12 protein-coding genes are annotated in these 14,213 nt (G+C 64.1%); 6 read left to right on the forward strand and 6 right to left on the reverse strand.

Annotated elements, in window-relative coordinates; translation table 11 throughout:
* The first annotated feature begins 56 nt into the window (after positions 1 to 56).
* The 5 genes from ACEOAC_RS12475 to ACEOAC_RS12495 all read left to right on the forward strand — a co-directional run bounded on the left by ACEOAC_RS12475 (position 57) and on the right by ACEOAC_RS12495 (position 5,754).
* Positions 57 to 1,388, forward strand: coding sequence for an ABC transporter substrate-binding protein (locus ACEOAC_RS12475; RefSeq protein ID WP_413444727.1), 1,332 nt, complete (start codon positions 57 to 59; stop codon positions 1,386 to 1,388).
* A 67-nt stretch (positions 1,389 to 1,455) separates the two neighbouring features.
* On the forward strand, positions 1,456 to 2,319 hold the full coding sequence (locus tag ACEOAC_RS12480) for an ABC transporter ATP-binding protein (RefSeq protein ID WP_006463901.1): 864 nt from the start codon (positions 1,456 to 1,458) through the stop codon (positions 2,317 to 2,319).
* A 12-nt stretch (positions 2,320 to 2,331) separates the two neighbouring features.
* The gene (locus ACEOAC_RS12485; RefSeq protein WP_006463900.1) at positions 2,332 to 3,603 is read left to right on the forward strand and encodes a phenylacetate--CoA ligase family protein; all 1,272 of its coding nucleotides are present in this window, start codon (positions 2,332 to 2,334) and stop codon (positions 3,601 to 3,603) included.
* Between the two features lie 316 nt (positions 3,604 to 3,919).
* Positions 3,920 to 5,197, forward strand: a complete 1,278-nt coding sequence (gene alaC, locus ACEOAC_RS12490) for an alanine transaminase (protein ID WP_413445642.1) — start codon at positions 3,920 to 3,922, stop codon at positions 5,195 to 5,197.
* 134 nt (positions 5,198 to 5,331) lie between these two features.
* Positions 5,332 to 5,754 carry a YXWGXW repeat-containing protein gene (locus ACEOAC_RS12495; RefSeq protein WP_413628911.1) on the forward strand — a complete coding sequence of 141 codons (423 nt, stop codon included), beginning with the start codon at positions 5,332 to 5,334 and terminating at the stop codon, positions 5,752 to 5,754.
* A 96-nt stretch (positions 5,755 to 5,850) separates the two neighbouring features.
* Here ACEOAC_RS12495 and ACEOAC_RS12500 read toward each other — a convergent pair whose 3' ends face one another.
* The 6 genes from ACEOAC_RS12500 to ACEOAC_RS12525 form a co-directional block, all read right to left on the reverse strand.
* Positions 5,851 to 6,006: a hypothetical protein gene (locus tag ACEOAC_RS12500; protein ID WP_166757930.1), complete on the reverse strand. Its 156-nt coding sequence runs from the start codon at positions 6,004 to 6,006 to the stop codon at positions 5,851 to 5,853.
* A 63-nt stretch (positions 6,007 to 6,069) separates the two neighbouring features.
* A complete protein-coding gene (locus ACEOAC_RS12505; RefSeq protein WP_413628361.1) occupies positions 6,070 to 7,182 on the reverse strand; it encodes an alpha/beta hydrolase family esterase in 1,113 nt (370 codons plus the stop codon).
* Between the two features lie 133 nt (positions 7,183 to 7,315).
* Positions 7,316 to 8,023, reverse strand: a complete 708-nt coding sequence (locus ACEOAC_RS12510; RefSeq protein ID WP_234293675.1) for a glutathione S-transferase N-terminal domain-containing protein — start codon at positions 8,021 to 8,023, stop codon at positions 7,316 to 7,318.
* A 9-nt stretch (positions 8,024 to 8,032) separates the two neighbouring features.
* The gene (locus ACEOAC_RS12515) at positions 8,033 to 11,134 is read right to left on the reverse strand and encodes an EAL domain-containing protein (RefSeq protein WP_241811584.1); all 3,102 of its coding nucleotides are present in this window, start codon (positions 11,132 to 11,134) and stop codon (positions 8,033 to 8,035) included.
* Positions 11,131 to 11,910 (reverse strand): substrate-binding periplasmic protein, encoded by a 780-nt coding sequence (locus ACEOAC_RS12520; RefSeq protein WP_413444986.1) that lies wholly within the window; start codon positions 11,908 to 11,910, stop codon positions 11,131 to 11,133. The genes ACEOAC_RS12515 and ACEOAC_RS12520 overlap by 4 nt, the downstream gene beginning before the upstream one ends.
* A 394-nt stretch (positions 11,911 to 12,304) precedes the next feature.
* Complete coding sequence (locus tag ACEOAC_RS12525; RefSeq protein WP_413444987.1) at positions 12,305 to 13,087, reverse strand: SDR family NAD(P)-dependent oxidoreductase; 783 nt, start codon at positions 13,085 to 13,087, stop codon at positions 12,305 to 12,307.
* A 142-nt stretch (positions 13,088 to 13,229) separates the two neighbouring features.
* Here ACEOAC_RS12525 and ACEOAC_RS12530 point away from each other — a divergent pair, with 142 nt between their 5' ends.
* On the forward strand, positions 13,230 to 14,153 hold the full coding sequence (locus ACEOAC_RS12530; RefSeq protein ID WP_413444988.1) for a LysR family transcriptional regulator: 924 nt from the start codon (positions 13,230 to 13,232) through the stop codon (positions 14,151 to 14,153).
* The last annotated feature ends 60 nt before the right edge of the window (positions 14,154 to 14,213 follow it).

The raw sequence follows: 14,213 nt of genomic DNA on the forward strand, positions 1-14,213 counted from the left end.
CCGGATCACCGGCGCCCGATAAAAGTCGGCAACGACAACATAAAGGAGACGAGACCATGAAGACCATGAAGCATCTCAGGCAGCTGGTAGTGGCGACCGCCTGTGCCGCCAGCCTGCTGTCGGCGGCGGCCCCGGCGCTGGCCCAGACCAATGACCAGTTCATTGCCATCCCCAGCTACCGCGTCGGCCCCTATGGGACCAATGGCCAGTCCTACTACGGCGGCTATGTCGATTACCTGAACTACGTCAACCTCAAGGAAGGCGGCGTCAACGGCGTCAAGCTGTCCTGGGAAGAGTGCGAGACCGAGTACAACAACGCCAAGGGCGTGGAGTGCTACGAGCGCATGAAGAACAAGAACCCGGTCACCCACGGCACGGCCATCAATCCCATGGCCACCGGCATCTCCTACGCCCTCATCGACAAGACCGCCGAAGACAAGGTGCCGCTGGTGATGATCGGCTATGGCCGCACCGATGCGGTGGACGGCTCGGTGTTTCCGTATGCCTTCCCGCTGGTGACGACCTACCAGATGCAGGTCTCGGCCATCGTCAAGTACCTGGCCGGCAAGAACAATGGCTCGCTGGCCGGCAAGAAGATCGTCTTCCTGTACCACGATTCGGCCTATGGCAAGGAGCCCATCGTGGCGCTGCAGGCCGAGTCTTCCATCGGCAAGTTCAAGCTGGTGGAAATCCCGGTGGCCCACCCCGGCAACGAACAGGGCGCGCAGTGGCTGCGCATCCGCCAGGAAAACCCGGACTACGTCATCTTCTGGGGCTGGGGCGTGATGAACCAGACCGCGCTGAAGGCGGCGCAGAAGGTCGGCTATCTGCGTGACAAGATCGTCGGTTCCTGGTGGGCCGGTTCGGAAGAGGACACCATTCCGGCAGGCGAAGCCGCCAAGGGGTATCTGTCGGCGACCTGGAACGTGGCCGGCAAGGATGTCCCGGTGATCGCCGATATCGACAAGGTGGTCTATGGCGCGGGCAAGGGCAACATGCAGGACAAGAACAAGCTCGGCTCCATCCTCTACAACCGTGGCGTGTCGGCCGCCATTGCCACCGTGGAAGCGGTGCGCACCGCCCAGGACAAGTTCGGCAAAGGCAAGGTCATGAGCGGCGAGCAGGTGCGCTGGGGCTTTGAGAACCTCAACATCACCGATGCCCGCCTGAAGGCCCTGGGTGCCACCGGACTGCTGCCGGAGATCAAGACCTCCTGCGAAAACCACGAAGGATCGGGCAAGGTGAAGATCCAGCAATGGGACGGCAGCAAGTGGGTGCTGGTGTCGGACTGGATCGAGGGTAACAAGAACCTGATCCACCCACTGTTCAAGGCTTCCGCTGCGAAATACGCAAAAGAAAAAGGCATCACTCCTGCCTGCATGAAGTAGGCGCTTGCGCCGGCGGCCTTGCTCGTCTCCCACCGCCGCCGGTGCTTTTTTGGAAATGCGACAGACCATGAATGCCACACCGATTCCGACCAGTGCCAGCACCGTCCACAGCGCAGCCGCCCCGGCGGTGGCCAAGGCATTGGCCATCAACAATATCGAAGTGATCTATGACCATGTGATCCTGGTCCTGAAGGGCGTCTCGCTGGATGTGCCCGAGGGCAAGATCGTGGCGCTGCTGGGTGCCAACGGTGCCGGCAAGAGCACCACCCTCAAGGCCATCTCCAACCTGCTACATGCCGAGCGTGGCGACGTCACCAAGGGCAGCATCGAGTTCCGTGGCGAGCGGGTGGACCGCATGACCCCCAATGACCTGGTCAAGCGCGGGGTGATCCAGGTGATGGAAGGGCGCCATTGCTTCGGTCACCTCACCGTGGAAGAGAACCTGCTCACCGGGGCCTATACCCGTGGCATCAGCCATGCCGAGGTGAAGCATGAACTGGAAAAGATCTACGATTATTTCCCCCGCCTGAAGGTGCGGCGCAAGTCGCAGTCCGGCTATACCTCCGGTGGCGAACAGCAGATGACGGCGATCGGCCGCGCCATGATGGCCAAGCCTTCGATGATCCTGCTGGACGAGCCCTCCATGGGCCTGGCGCCGCAGATCGTGGAAGAGATCTTCGAGATCGTCAAGGACCTGAACAGCAAGGAAAAGGTCTCCTTCCTGCTGGCCGAACAGAACACCATGGTGGCCCTGCGCTATGCCGACTTCGGCTACATCCTGGAAAACGGCCGGGTGGTGATGGAGGGTGCAGCCCGCGAGCTGGCCGATAACGAGGACGTCAAGGAGTTCTACCTGGGCGTGTCCGGCGCCGGGCGCAAGAACTTCCGTGACATGAAGTTCTACCGCCGCCGCAAGCGCTGGCTGGCGTAAGGGGAGGGCCTCATGTCCGATCCCATCGAATTCATGCAGCAGCTGGATGCGCTGGAACGACGCGATCCGGCCCAGCGCGAAGCGCAGCTGATGCAGGCCTTGCCATCCCTGCTGGCGCGCGCGCAGGCCGCACCGGGCTGGGCGCGCATCCTGGCGGGCATCGACGCTGCGGCCATCCGTTCGCGCGCGGACCTGGCGCAATTGCCGGTCACGCGCAAGTCGGACCTGAAGGAACTGCAGACCCGCGAAAGCCCCTTCGGCGGGCTCAACACCACGCCGGCACGTCAATTGCGGCGGCTGTTCGTCTCGCCCGGACCGATCTACGATCCCGAAGGCCATGCGGCCGACTGGTGGCGCTTTGCCAGCCCGATGAAGGCGCTCGGCCTGCAGGCCGGCCACATCCTGCAGAACTGCTTTGCCTACCATTTCACGCCGGCGGCCTTCATGGTCGAAGGCGCGGCGGCCCGCCTGGGTTGTGCGGTCATTCCGGCCGGCATCGGCCAGACCGAGCTGCAGGTCAATGCGATGACGGCCCTGAAGCCGGATGCCTATGTCGGCACGCCTTCCTTCCTCAAGATCATCATCGAGAAGGCGCAGGAAATGGGCGCCGACATCTCCAGCGTGCAGCGTGCCCTGGTCAGCGCCGAAGCGTTGCCGCCGTCGCTGCGCCACTGGTTCCATGAACACGGCGTACCGCAGGTGCTGCAGCTGTATGCCTCGGCCGATATCGGCAATATCGCCTACGAGACCATGAGCGACGGCGCCGTGCATCCCGGCATGGTGCTGGACGAATCGCTGATCCTGGAAATCGTGCGGCCCGGCACCGGCGATCCGGTGGCCGAGGGCGAGGTGGGCGAGGTGGTGGTGACCTCCTTCAATCCCGACTATCCGATGATCCGCTTCGGTACCGGTGACCTGTCGGCGGTGGTACAGGGCATCTCTCCCTGCGGGCGCACCAATACCCGCATCAAGGGCTGGATGGGCCGCGCCGACCAGACCACCAAGGTGCGCGGCATGTTCGTCCATCCCTCGCAGGTGGCCGATGTGCTGCGCCGCCATGGCGACGTCCTGCGCGCGCGGCTGGTGGTGTCCGGCGAGATGGCCAATGACGTCATGACCCTGCATTGCGAAGTGGGGGATCCGGCTGATCCGGCGGTCGATGTCACGGCGCTGGCCGGTAGCCTGCGTGATGTGACCAAGCTGCGCGGGGAGGTCCTGCTGGTGGCGCCGGGCAGCCTGCCCAACGATGGCAAGGTGATCGAGGATGCGCGCAAGTACGAATGAACGCATTGCCAGCGGGCTTCGTCATCGGACAAGCCCGCGCCGCGGCTGACCGTTCGTCCTGAGTAGGCCCGTCAGGGCCGTATCGAAGGCGCTCATGAGGTGCTGCCGTCACGCCGCCTTCGATACGCGGCTGCGCCGCTACTCAGTCCGCTCAGTCCGCTCAGCCCGAACCGATGGTGAGGGAGGAATGCACAAAATGTCTTGCGATCAGTCACATGCCGGCTTGTGCATATGAAGGTTCGCGCATAGAATCATTCGCGGAACATGTGTTCCAACGTCGCTCGGACGGTTCCGGGCGCTTACGTGAAAGTCCTCCATGACGCAATCTGCCGATTCGCGCGATTCCTCGCGCTCGCCTGACGCTTTTTCTTCCTCTTCCTCCGTTTCTGCTGCACCCGCCGACGCCTTCCCGGTCAGCTTCCCGCGCATTGAGCGTCTGCCCCCCTACGTCTTCAACATCACTGCCGAACTGAAGATGGCGGCGCGCCGGCGTGGTGAAGACATCATCGACATGTCCATGGGCAACCCCGATGGTCCAACCCCACCGCACATCGTCGAGAAGCTGGTGGAGGTGGCGCAGCGTCCCGATACCCACGGCTATTCGTCCTCCAAGGGCATCCCGCGCCTGCGCCGCGCCATCGCGCACTGGTACCGCAGCCGCTACGAGGTGGACTTCGATCCCAACAGCGAGGCCATCGTCACCATCGGTTCCAAGGAAGGCCTGGCGCACCTGATGCTGGCCACCCTGGACAAGGGCGATACGGTCCTGGTCCCCAATCCCAGCTACCCCATCCACATCTACGGCGCGGTCATCGCCGGCGCCAATATCCGCTCGGTGCGCATGAGCCCGGGCGTGGACTTCTTCGACGAGCTGGAACGCGCCGTGCGCGAGAGCTATCCCAAGCCGAAGATGATGATCCTGGGCTTCCCTTCCAACCCGACCGCGCAATGCGTGGAACTGGAGTTCTTCGAACGGGTGGTCAAGCTGGCACGGGAACACCAGATCCTGGTGGTGCATGACCTGGCCTATGCCGACATCACCTTCGATGGCTGGAAAGCGCCGTCCATCATGCAGGTGCCGGGCGCGCGCGAGGTCGCGGTGGAGTTCTTCACCCTCTCCAAGAGCTACAACATGGCCGGCTGGCGGATCGGCTTCATGGTCGGTAACGCTCGTCTGGTGGCGGCCCTGGCGCGCATCAAGAGCTATCACGACTACGGCAGCTTCACTCCGGTGCAGGTGGCGGCCATTGCCGCGCTGGAGGGCGACCAGGCTTGCGTGGAGGAAATCCGCGCCAACTACGAAAAGCGCCGCAACGTGCTGGTCAAGGGCCTGCACGAGGCCGGCTGGATGGTCGATGTACCCAAGGCCTCGATGTACATCTGGGCGCGCATCCCGGAACCGTATCGCCAGTTCGGCTCGCTGGAGTTCTCGCGCATCCTGCTGGAGCAGGCCAAGGTCTGCGTCTCGCCTGGTATCGGCTTCGGCGAATATGGTGACGAGTACGTGCGCTTCGCCCTGATCGAGAACGAGTCCCGCATCCGCCAGGCCATTCGCGGCATCAAGACCATGTTCAAGAACGCCAAGGGGGCGTGATACAGGTCTGAAGTCGAGACTAAAGTCGTGGCCACGGTCGAGGCCACGGTTGAGGCCACAGCCAGGGCGGCGCCGGAACCGCGCCGCCTGGCTGAGGTCTTAGCTGAACCTTCAGTTTTTTGATGATTAATATGATTAAAAAAACAATATTCGCCACCCTGTTCGCGCTTGCAGCCTCCGCTGCCGTCCTGCCGGTGGCACAGGCCCAGGTGTCGGTCAACATCAACATCGGCGCGCCGCCGCCACCGCGGGCCGAACCGTTGCCGCCGCCGCGTCATGGCTATGTGTGGGCACCGGGTTTCTGGGACTGGGACGGGCATCGCCATGTGTGGCGTCAGGGCCATTGGATGCGTGAACGGCCCGGGTATGTCTATGCCGCTCCGGTCTGGCATCAAGGGCCGCGTGGCTGGGAACTGCAGCGCGGCGGCTGGCGCGGTGGGCCGCCACCGGGTCGGGGTCCGCGTGATCATGACCGCCATGATGATCGCGGTCCCGGTGGTGGACCGGGCCACGGACCGGGCTGTCCGCCGGGGCATGCGCGCAAGGGTGAGTGCTGATCCAGCCGCAGGAACGGCTGAGACCGGTCAAGCCAAGAAAAATCGGCCGCGACGTGAAGGCGACGCGGCCGATTTTTTATGGAACGGGCAACGGCCTCAGGTCTTGTCCATCAAGGCCGAGATGGCGAAGGAGACAATGCCGGCCGTGATGCAGATCACAGCCAGCCGGTAGTGGGGAATGAGCTTGCCGACGAAGGGCAGCAGGAAGTACAGGACGATGGCGATCAGGATGCTGGTCAGGAGTCTTTTCATTGTCATGGCGATGAGGGTTGAACGCTGCCGCTATGATAGTGCGATTTGCTCGTCGTGGTGACGTCAGCGCGCTGCGGGGCTGGCTGCCGGGGGTGTCGTCGGCGCTGCCTTGGGAACGGCGTTAGGGGGGGCGGGTGCGATGGGAGCAGTGGGCGCAGCATTGGCCGCCGGCTTGATCGGTGTCGCGCCCGGCGGCAGCTGGTCGTCCTCGTTGTCGTTCTTGGGGCCTCCGCCATGGGCATTGAAGAAGCTGATCACGGTGCGCGAGGTATCCAGGTTCTGCGAGGACTTGCCACCATTGATGATGGGCACCACGCCGCCCGGCCAGGCATGGCCGCCGCCCTTGACCTCATACAGCACCACGGCCTGCGGATCGGTCTTGCTGGCATAGGTGTATTGGCGGATAGTGGTGCCGTCGCCGGCGGTATCGGGGATGTCGTTGACGGTCGGGCGCGGATTGGCGCCGTCGGCCTTGATGAAGGCTTCGATGCTGCGTGCCACCGACAGGCGCGGCACCTGCGAGACTTCCTGCTTGCCCATGCCACCCAGGAAGGGGATGAAGGGGTCGTCGCTGCCGTGGATGTGCAGCAGCGGCATGGGGGCCTTGACGGTCTCGGGCGGCACGTCCAGTACCGCGCTGACCACGGCCACCGCCCTGAACAGTTCAGGGGCTTCGGCCGCCATGCGATAGGCCATCATGCCGCCATTGGACACGCCCACCAGGTAGACGCGCTGGCGGTCGACCAGGCCGTCGGCCACCAGCTTGCCGACCAGGGCACGCAGGAAGGCCACGTCATCGACCTTGTGCATCTGCGCATAGCCGCAGCAGCCGCCCGAATTCCAGGTGCGTGCATCGATGGCCAGACCGGTACCGTTGGGGTAGACGATCATATAACCGGCGGCCTCGGCAATCTCGGTCAGGCCGGTGGCACGCGCCATCAGCGAACCGCTGGAGCCGCTGGCATGCAGGGCGATGATCAGCGGTAGCGCTTCGCCGACGACGTTGCGTTCGGAAAAATAGGCGCGGGCGAGATTGCCCACGCGCAGGGTCTTGAGGGAGAGATCGACCGCGTGGCCGGGCAGGGCCGTCAGCAGCGACAGGCCGCACACGGCCGCCAGCACGGCGCGCTGCAGTGCGCGCGAGGGACGGTGGTGTTTCAGGAAGCAAAGCGTCATGGAGGCGTGGGCAGGCAGGGTTGACCAACAGGATTGGTCAACGATAGTGGGCATTCCCACGATGTTAATACCCATGACGTACCGGCGCAAAGCGATTTACACCCTGCGCCGGCAGCCGGACCTGCCCGCCGGCTCAGCCGCGGGCCGGAATGTTCAGGCCACGTACCACGGCCGGACGCGCCACGAAGGCTTCCAACGCACGCGCCACGTTCGGGAAATCCTTGAAACCGACCAGCTCGGCCGCTTCGTAGAAACCGATCAGGTTGCGAATCCAGGGGAAGGTCGCGATGTCGGCGATGGAGTATTCATCGCCGGCCAGCCACTGATGCTGCGCCAGCTGCTTGTCCATGACGCCCAGCAGGCGCTTGGATTCGTTGACGTAGCGGTCGCGCGGCCGCTTGTCTTCATATTCCTTGCCGGCGAAGCGATGGAAGAAGCCCAGCTGACCGAACATCGGACCGACGCCGCCCATCTGGAACATCACCCACTGGATCACCTGGTAGCGTGCGGCGGCATCCTGCGGCAGGAACTTGCCGCTCTTCTCGGCCAGGTACAGCAGGATGGCGCCGGATTCGAACAGTGGCAGCGGCTTGCCGCCCGGGCCGTCGGGATCGATGATGGCCGGAATCTTGTTGTTCGGGTTCAGCGACAGGAAGGCCGGCGACATCTGGTCATTGGTCTCGAAGCTCACCAGGTGGGCTTCGTAGGGCAGGCCGGTTTCTTCCAGCATGATCGACACCTTCACGCCATTGGGCGTGGGCAGCGAGTACAGCTGGATGCGTTCGGGATGTTGTGCCGGCCATTTCTGGTCGATGGGGAAAGCAGACAAGGGATGGCTCATGTGGGGCTCCTAGGCAGCGGAAATATGGAACTCGCGGTCCTGGGCGAATTTCTCGAAGGCCTCCACCGTCACCGGCCGGCAGAAGAAATACCCCTGATAGGCATGACAGCCGGCATCGGCCAGGAAGGAGCGCTGGGCGTCGGTTTCAACGCCTTCGGCGATGACGCCCAGTCCCAGGCTCTGGGCCAGGTTGACGATGGTCTTGGCAATCGAGGCGTCGTTGGGATCGATCAGGACATCGCGTACGAAAGACTGGTCGATTTTAAGCTGATTCAGCGGCAGCCGCTTGAGGTAGGACAGCGAGGAGTAGCCAGTACCGAAATCGTCCAGCGAAAACTCCACGCCATAAGCCTTGAGGGCGAACATCTTCTGGATGATGTCCTCGACGTTGTCCACCAGCAGGCTTTCGGTGAGTTCCAGTTTCAGGCGACGCGGATTGGCGCCGGTGCGTTCGATGGCGTCGAGCACGGTCTGCACGAAATCGGGTTCGCGCAATTGCGGCGCACTGACGTTGACGGCGATGGAGAGCTCGGCCATGGCCGGACGCTTGGCCCAGATCGCCAGTTGCTTGCAGGCGGTCTCCAGCACCCAGTTGCCCAGGGAGAGGATCAGTCCGGTCTCCTCGGCCAGGGGGATGAAGTCGCCCGGCGGCACCATGCCACGCTGTGGATGCTGCCAGCGCACCAGCACTTCGGCGCCGGTCACGCGCCCGCCTTCGACTACCTGCGGCTGATAGTGCAGCAGCAACTGGTCGCCCTCGATAGCCTTGCGCAGGCCGGCTTCCAGGGTGGCGCGCTCCAGCACGGCGGTCTGCATCGCCGGATCGAAGAAACGCAACGCATTGCGGCCGGTCTCCTTGGCCTTGTACATGGCCAGGTCGGCCTGCTTCATCAGTTCGTCCACCGAGGCCGCGCGCCCCAGGAAGACGGTAGCGCCGATACTGGCGGTGGCACGGTATTCGACGTCGTCGAGCTGGAAGGTCGAGCCCAGCGCGGCCAGGATCTTCTCGCCGATGGCACGGGTCTGGGTGGCGGCTTCCTGCTGCAGCTCATTGAGCCCTTCCAGCACCACCACGAACTCATCGCCGCCGACCCGGGCCACGGTATCGTTTTCGCGCACGTTGGCCACCAGCCGCTGGGCTACCTGCTTGAGCAGGGTGTCGCCCTTTTCATGGCCGACGGTGTCGTTCAAGGTCTTGAAGTGGTCCAGATCGATGAACAGCAGCGCGCCGCAGGTGCGGGTGCGCAGCGACAGGGCGATGGCCTGCTTCAGGCGATCCAGCAGCAGCGTGCGGTTGGGCAGGCGGGTCAGGGCGTCGAAGAAGGCCAGTTCGCGGATGCGCTCCTCGGCCAGCTTGCGATCGCTGATGTCGTGATGGGTGCTGACGTAATGGGTGACCTGGTTGTCCCGGTTCTTGACCGCCGAGATGGTCAGCCATTCGGGATAGACCTCGCCGTTCTTGCGGCGGTCCCAGATTTCGCCCTGCCATTTGCCGAAGCGCCGGATGCTCTCGCGCATTTCCTGGAAGAAGGCCGGGCCGTGGCGGTCCGAGCGCAGCAGATTGGGGTGCTTGCCGACGATTTCCTCGGCGGTATAGCCGGTGATTTCGGTGAAGGCCTTGTTCACGCGCAGGATCTTGCTGTTGGCATCGGTGATGAGCATGCCTTCGCGTGAATCGAAGGCCACTGCCGAGATGCGCAGTTCGGCTTCGATCTGCTTGCGATCGGTGATGTCGCGGCTGCTGGTACGAAAGCCCGTGAAGTTGCCCTGCGAATCGGTGATCGGTGCCGATGACAGGGCCAGCCAGAACACCGTGCCATCCTTGCGCACGCAACGGAACTCGACATCCTCGCGCTTCTGGCCGTCCATGCAGCGTGCCAGTTCGGCGCGGATGCGGCGTTCGTCATCGGGGTGCACGATGCAGCCGATGAAGTCCGGCATGGCCAGGCATTCCTCGACGCTGTAGCCGGTGTAGTCGCGCACGGCATGGTTGATCCAGCGCGGGCGGCCGTCCAGGCCCCACCAGACTTCCCAGTTGACGGTGCAGTCGGCAATGGCACGGAACTGTTCTTCGCTGGCGCGTAGCTCCACCGTCATCTTCTGCGCCAGTCGCACCGCGCGCACCCGGCTGGACATCATCAGCCAGGCCAGCAGCGCCAAGGTGATGCTCATGCCGATGCCGGTGGCGGCGATCAGGGGTTCGGCGTTGCGGCCAAACTGGGCGGTGAAGGCATCGGTGGTGTGCATCGACAGCGTCCAGTTGTGATTGGCCACGACCAGGTATTCGTCGGCCTTCAGGCGGGCCGGCAGCTGTTGGTCGGTGACCGCGGAGCGGTACATCAGCGCTGCGGGCTCCTGGGTCACGCCGTCGTACAGCGAAAAGACGATGGTGCGGGTGTTTTCGCCATAGAGGCTGGCGATCACGTCGCTCATGCGGAAGACCGCATGTACCCAGCCGATCAGACTGGCGCGACGCTGTTCGATGGTGCCTTGCGGCTTGCCGCGCTCATACAGCGGCAGGTACATCATGAAGGCCGGTATTGCCGGTCCTTCCTGGGCCAGCTCCAGCTTGCCGGAGATGGTCGCCATGCCGGAGTCGCGGGCCTTTTCCATGGCCGTGCGCCGCACCGGATCAGACCACTGGTCGTTGCCGAAGGGGAAGCGATTGCGGCCCACGTAGGGCTCGCGCAGTACCGTGGGGGCATAGCCGTCACGGGTGCCGGGCGGGCGTATCTTGTAATCGGTCACGCCCTGGCGCGCCATGCGCGCCAGATGCGCATCCAGCCCGGCGGCGGGGACCCACTCCTCGATCGAGATGACCTGGATGCCGGAGAAGTTGGCGTCCAGGTTCAGGGCCTCCACGTAATCGCGGAACTGGTTGCGGTCGATGTTGCCGGTAGCACCCACCAGGCCCTGCACGCCGTGCAGCATCTGTTGGTAGGCGGCCATGCGCTGCTCGATGCGGCTGACCGTCTCGCGCAGCACGGAGGAGAACTGGGTATGCAGTTCCTTGCTGGCGGCTTCGCGCTCGTGGTCCCAGGCGGTCCAGGTCACACCCAGTCCCGTCACCAGGATCAACAGCGGGAGCGGGAGCAGGCGCAGCCAGTTCACGGCTTGCTCTGGAACTGGACCATGGCAGCTGCCAGTTCCGGGTTGAAGTATTTCGTGAAGATGCGCAGCACCGTGCCATCGGCCAGCATGCCATCGACCAGGGCACGCCATTTATCCTGTTCGGCCGATGTCAGCGCCTTCTTCGACATGATCAGTCCATGCGGGATCGAAGGATCTTCGAAGCTGATGATGGCGGTGGCATCGCGGATGCGTTTTTCTTCCACCACCGGGTAGTCGAAGGGCTCCATGATCATGCCCTGGATGCGGTTCTGCAGCAGCGCCTCGTAGAGCGGCTCCAGGCCGCCGGCAAGGGAGACGCGATTGGCTGCGCTGAGCCGGTCGACCATGCGGTTGGCATTGGCGCTGTAGCGAAAGCCGCGGATCACGCCCAGCTGGAAGTTTTCGCTGCGGGCCACGTCGGCCAGTTGCGTGATGCCGGCATCCTTGCGCACCAGCAGGTAATACTTGTTGCTGAAGTACCAGGCGAAGCTGGCGTACTGGTCGCGTTCGCGGTTGGTGATGCCGGAGAGGCTGAAGTCCAGCGCCCCCGACTCGATCAGCTGCCAGATGCGCGCGCGCGACATCAGGCTGACATTGACCTTGCAGCCACTGCGACGGATCAGTTCGTCGGCGAAATCCTTGTCGATGCCGGTATCGGTGGCGGCCGAGTAGAGCAGGCCGTGATCATGCAGGGCCAGGGTGTAGGGACGCGAACAATCCGGTCCGGTGGGGCTGGCGGCCAGGCTGGCGGTACCGGGGGTGAGCAGTGCCGTCATGAACGCTGCCGCGCCTGCCCAGGCCACTGCGCGTTTGCCAAAGATGTGACTGAAAATACCGCCCCCTGTTTGTACTCCACCACACGGACGCCTCAGCCAGGACCTGGCGGATTATCGCCTTGGCCTGCAGGTCGTCCTTCCCTGAATCGTCGCTGTGGCGACGCTACCCATCTGTTCTTGTGTTCCACGCCGGAACGGACCGCGGCGTGAGCACCTGTGCCTGCAGACAAAACGCCGTGGCGCTGCAGGTCTGGCGGCTCACCAGATGTCGGGGGATGTTACCCGAGCACATTCCAATGCGCAACACAATGCGCGAGCCTTTGCAATTGGCTCTTGGGAAGGGGGGCTGGCCCGAGGAAAACGGCGCGACGCCGGGCCGGCGTCGCTACCAGCATCAGATGTACATGCCGCCGGAAACTTCCACGCGCTGGGCATTGATCCAGCCATTGTCCGGGCGCAGCAGCGAGGCAATGGCCGCCCCGATATCGTCCGGCAGGCCGACGCGTCCCAGCGCGGTCTGGCCGGCTACGAAGGCGTTGAGCTCGGCGTTGTCACGCACCCGGCCGCCGCCGAAGTCGGTCTCGATGGCGCCCGGCGCGACGGTGTTGACGGCGATGCCACGCGCACCGAATTCCTTGGCCATGTATCGCGTCATCACTTCCACGCCGCCCTTCATGGCCGCATAGGCGGCATAGCCGGGCAGGGAGAAGCGTGCCAGGCCACTGGAGATGTTGATGATGCGGCCACCCTGGGCCAGCAGCGGCAGCAGTGCCTGGGTCAGGAAGAACACGCCCTTGAGATGCACCTTGAAGAGTTCGTCGAAGACCGCCTCGGTGGTCTCTTCGATGCTGGCATGCATGCCCATGCCGCCGTTGTTGACCAGGTAGCTGAAGTGCTGGACCTGCCAGTGCTGCTGGAGTGCGCTCTTCACCGATGCGGCAAAGGCCGGGAAGCTGGTGCTGTCGGCCAGGTCTAGTTGCAGCGCCACGGCCTTGCCGCCGAGCGCTTCGATCTCGGTCACCGTGGCCTGGGCGGCGTCACGGTTGCCGACGTAGGTGAGGATGATGCCTACGCCTTCGCGGGCCAGGTGCAGGGCGGCATTCTTGCCCAGGCCACGGCTACCGCCGGTGATGACGGCGATGCGCGCCGGGGTGCTGGAAGTGGTGATGTTGCTCATGTCGGGCTCCTTGGTGGGAAAAGTCGGGATGGTCGGGGTGATGTGCTGTATCACGGAGCCCAGTATATTGAGAAGGTTTTTACTAATAAATTTCTGATTTACTATTAGACTTTTCAATATTTGATAATAATCCGGGCGCGACATGAACCAGATGGACACCCTCAAGATCTTCCAGCGCGTGGCCGAGCTGGCCAGCTTCAGCGGTGCGGCGCGCCAGCTGGGCCTGCCCAATGCCAGCGTGTCGCTGGCCATCCAGCAACTGGAGCAGATGCTGGGCACGCGGCTGCTCCAGCGCACCACGCGGCGCGTGCAGCTCACGCCCGACGGCGAATCCTTCTACCGGCGCAGCAAGGAGTTGCTGGATGAATTCGAATCGCTGCGGGGGATGTTCCGTGCCGGCGGTCAGCCGCTGACCGGCAAGCTGCGGGTGGACATGTCCAGCGCCATGGCGCGCGAGGTAGTGTTGCCGGCGCTGCCGTCCTTCCTGGCACAGCATCCGCAACTGGAGATCGAGCTGTCGGCCAGCGACCGCCGGGTCGACCTGGTGGCCGAGGGTTTCGATTGCGTGCTGCGCACCGGTACCCTGGACGATTCCTCGCTGGTGGCGCGCTGCATCGGTCATCTGGTGCAGATCAATTGCGCCAGCGCCGCCTATCTCAAGCGCCACGGCGTGCCGCGCACGCTGGAAGACCTGGCGCAGCACCAGCTGGTGCATTACCGCCAGGTGCTGGGCGGGCGTTCGCCCGGCTGGGAATGGTTCGACGGCCGCCAGACGCATACCCTGCCCATGGCCGGCAGCGTCACCGTCAACAGCACCGAGACCTACTACGCGGCCTGTCAGGCCGGGCTGGGCCTGATCCAGCTGCCGCTGGTGGGCGCGGCCAAGCGCAAGATGCTCGATGGCGGCAAGCTGGTCGAGGTCTTGCCGCAATACCGGCCCGCGCCGATGCCGGTGAACCTGATGTATGCCAGCCGCCGCCACGTGCCGGCGCGACTGGCGGAGTTCATGGACTGGCTGCATGCGCTGATCTTGCCGCTCACGCAGGAGGGTGGCCTGACCCGCTGACCCGCTGACCCGCTGAGCCGAGCTGCCGAGCTGCTGAGCTGCTGAGCTGCTGAGCGCTGC

Source organism: Herbaspirillum frisingense (genome assembly GCF_047325095.1).
Taxonomy (GTDB): domain Bacteria; phylum Pseudomonadota; class Gammaproteobacteria; order Burkholderiales; family Burkholderiaceae_D; genus Herbaspirillum; species Herbaspirillum frisingense.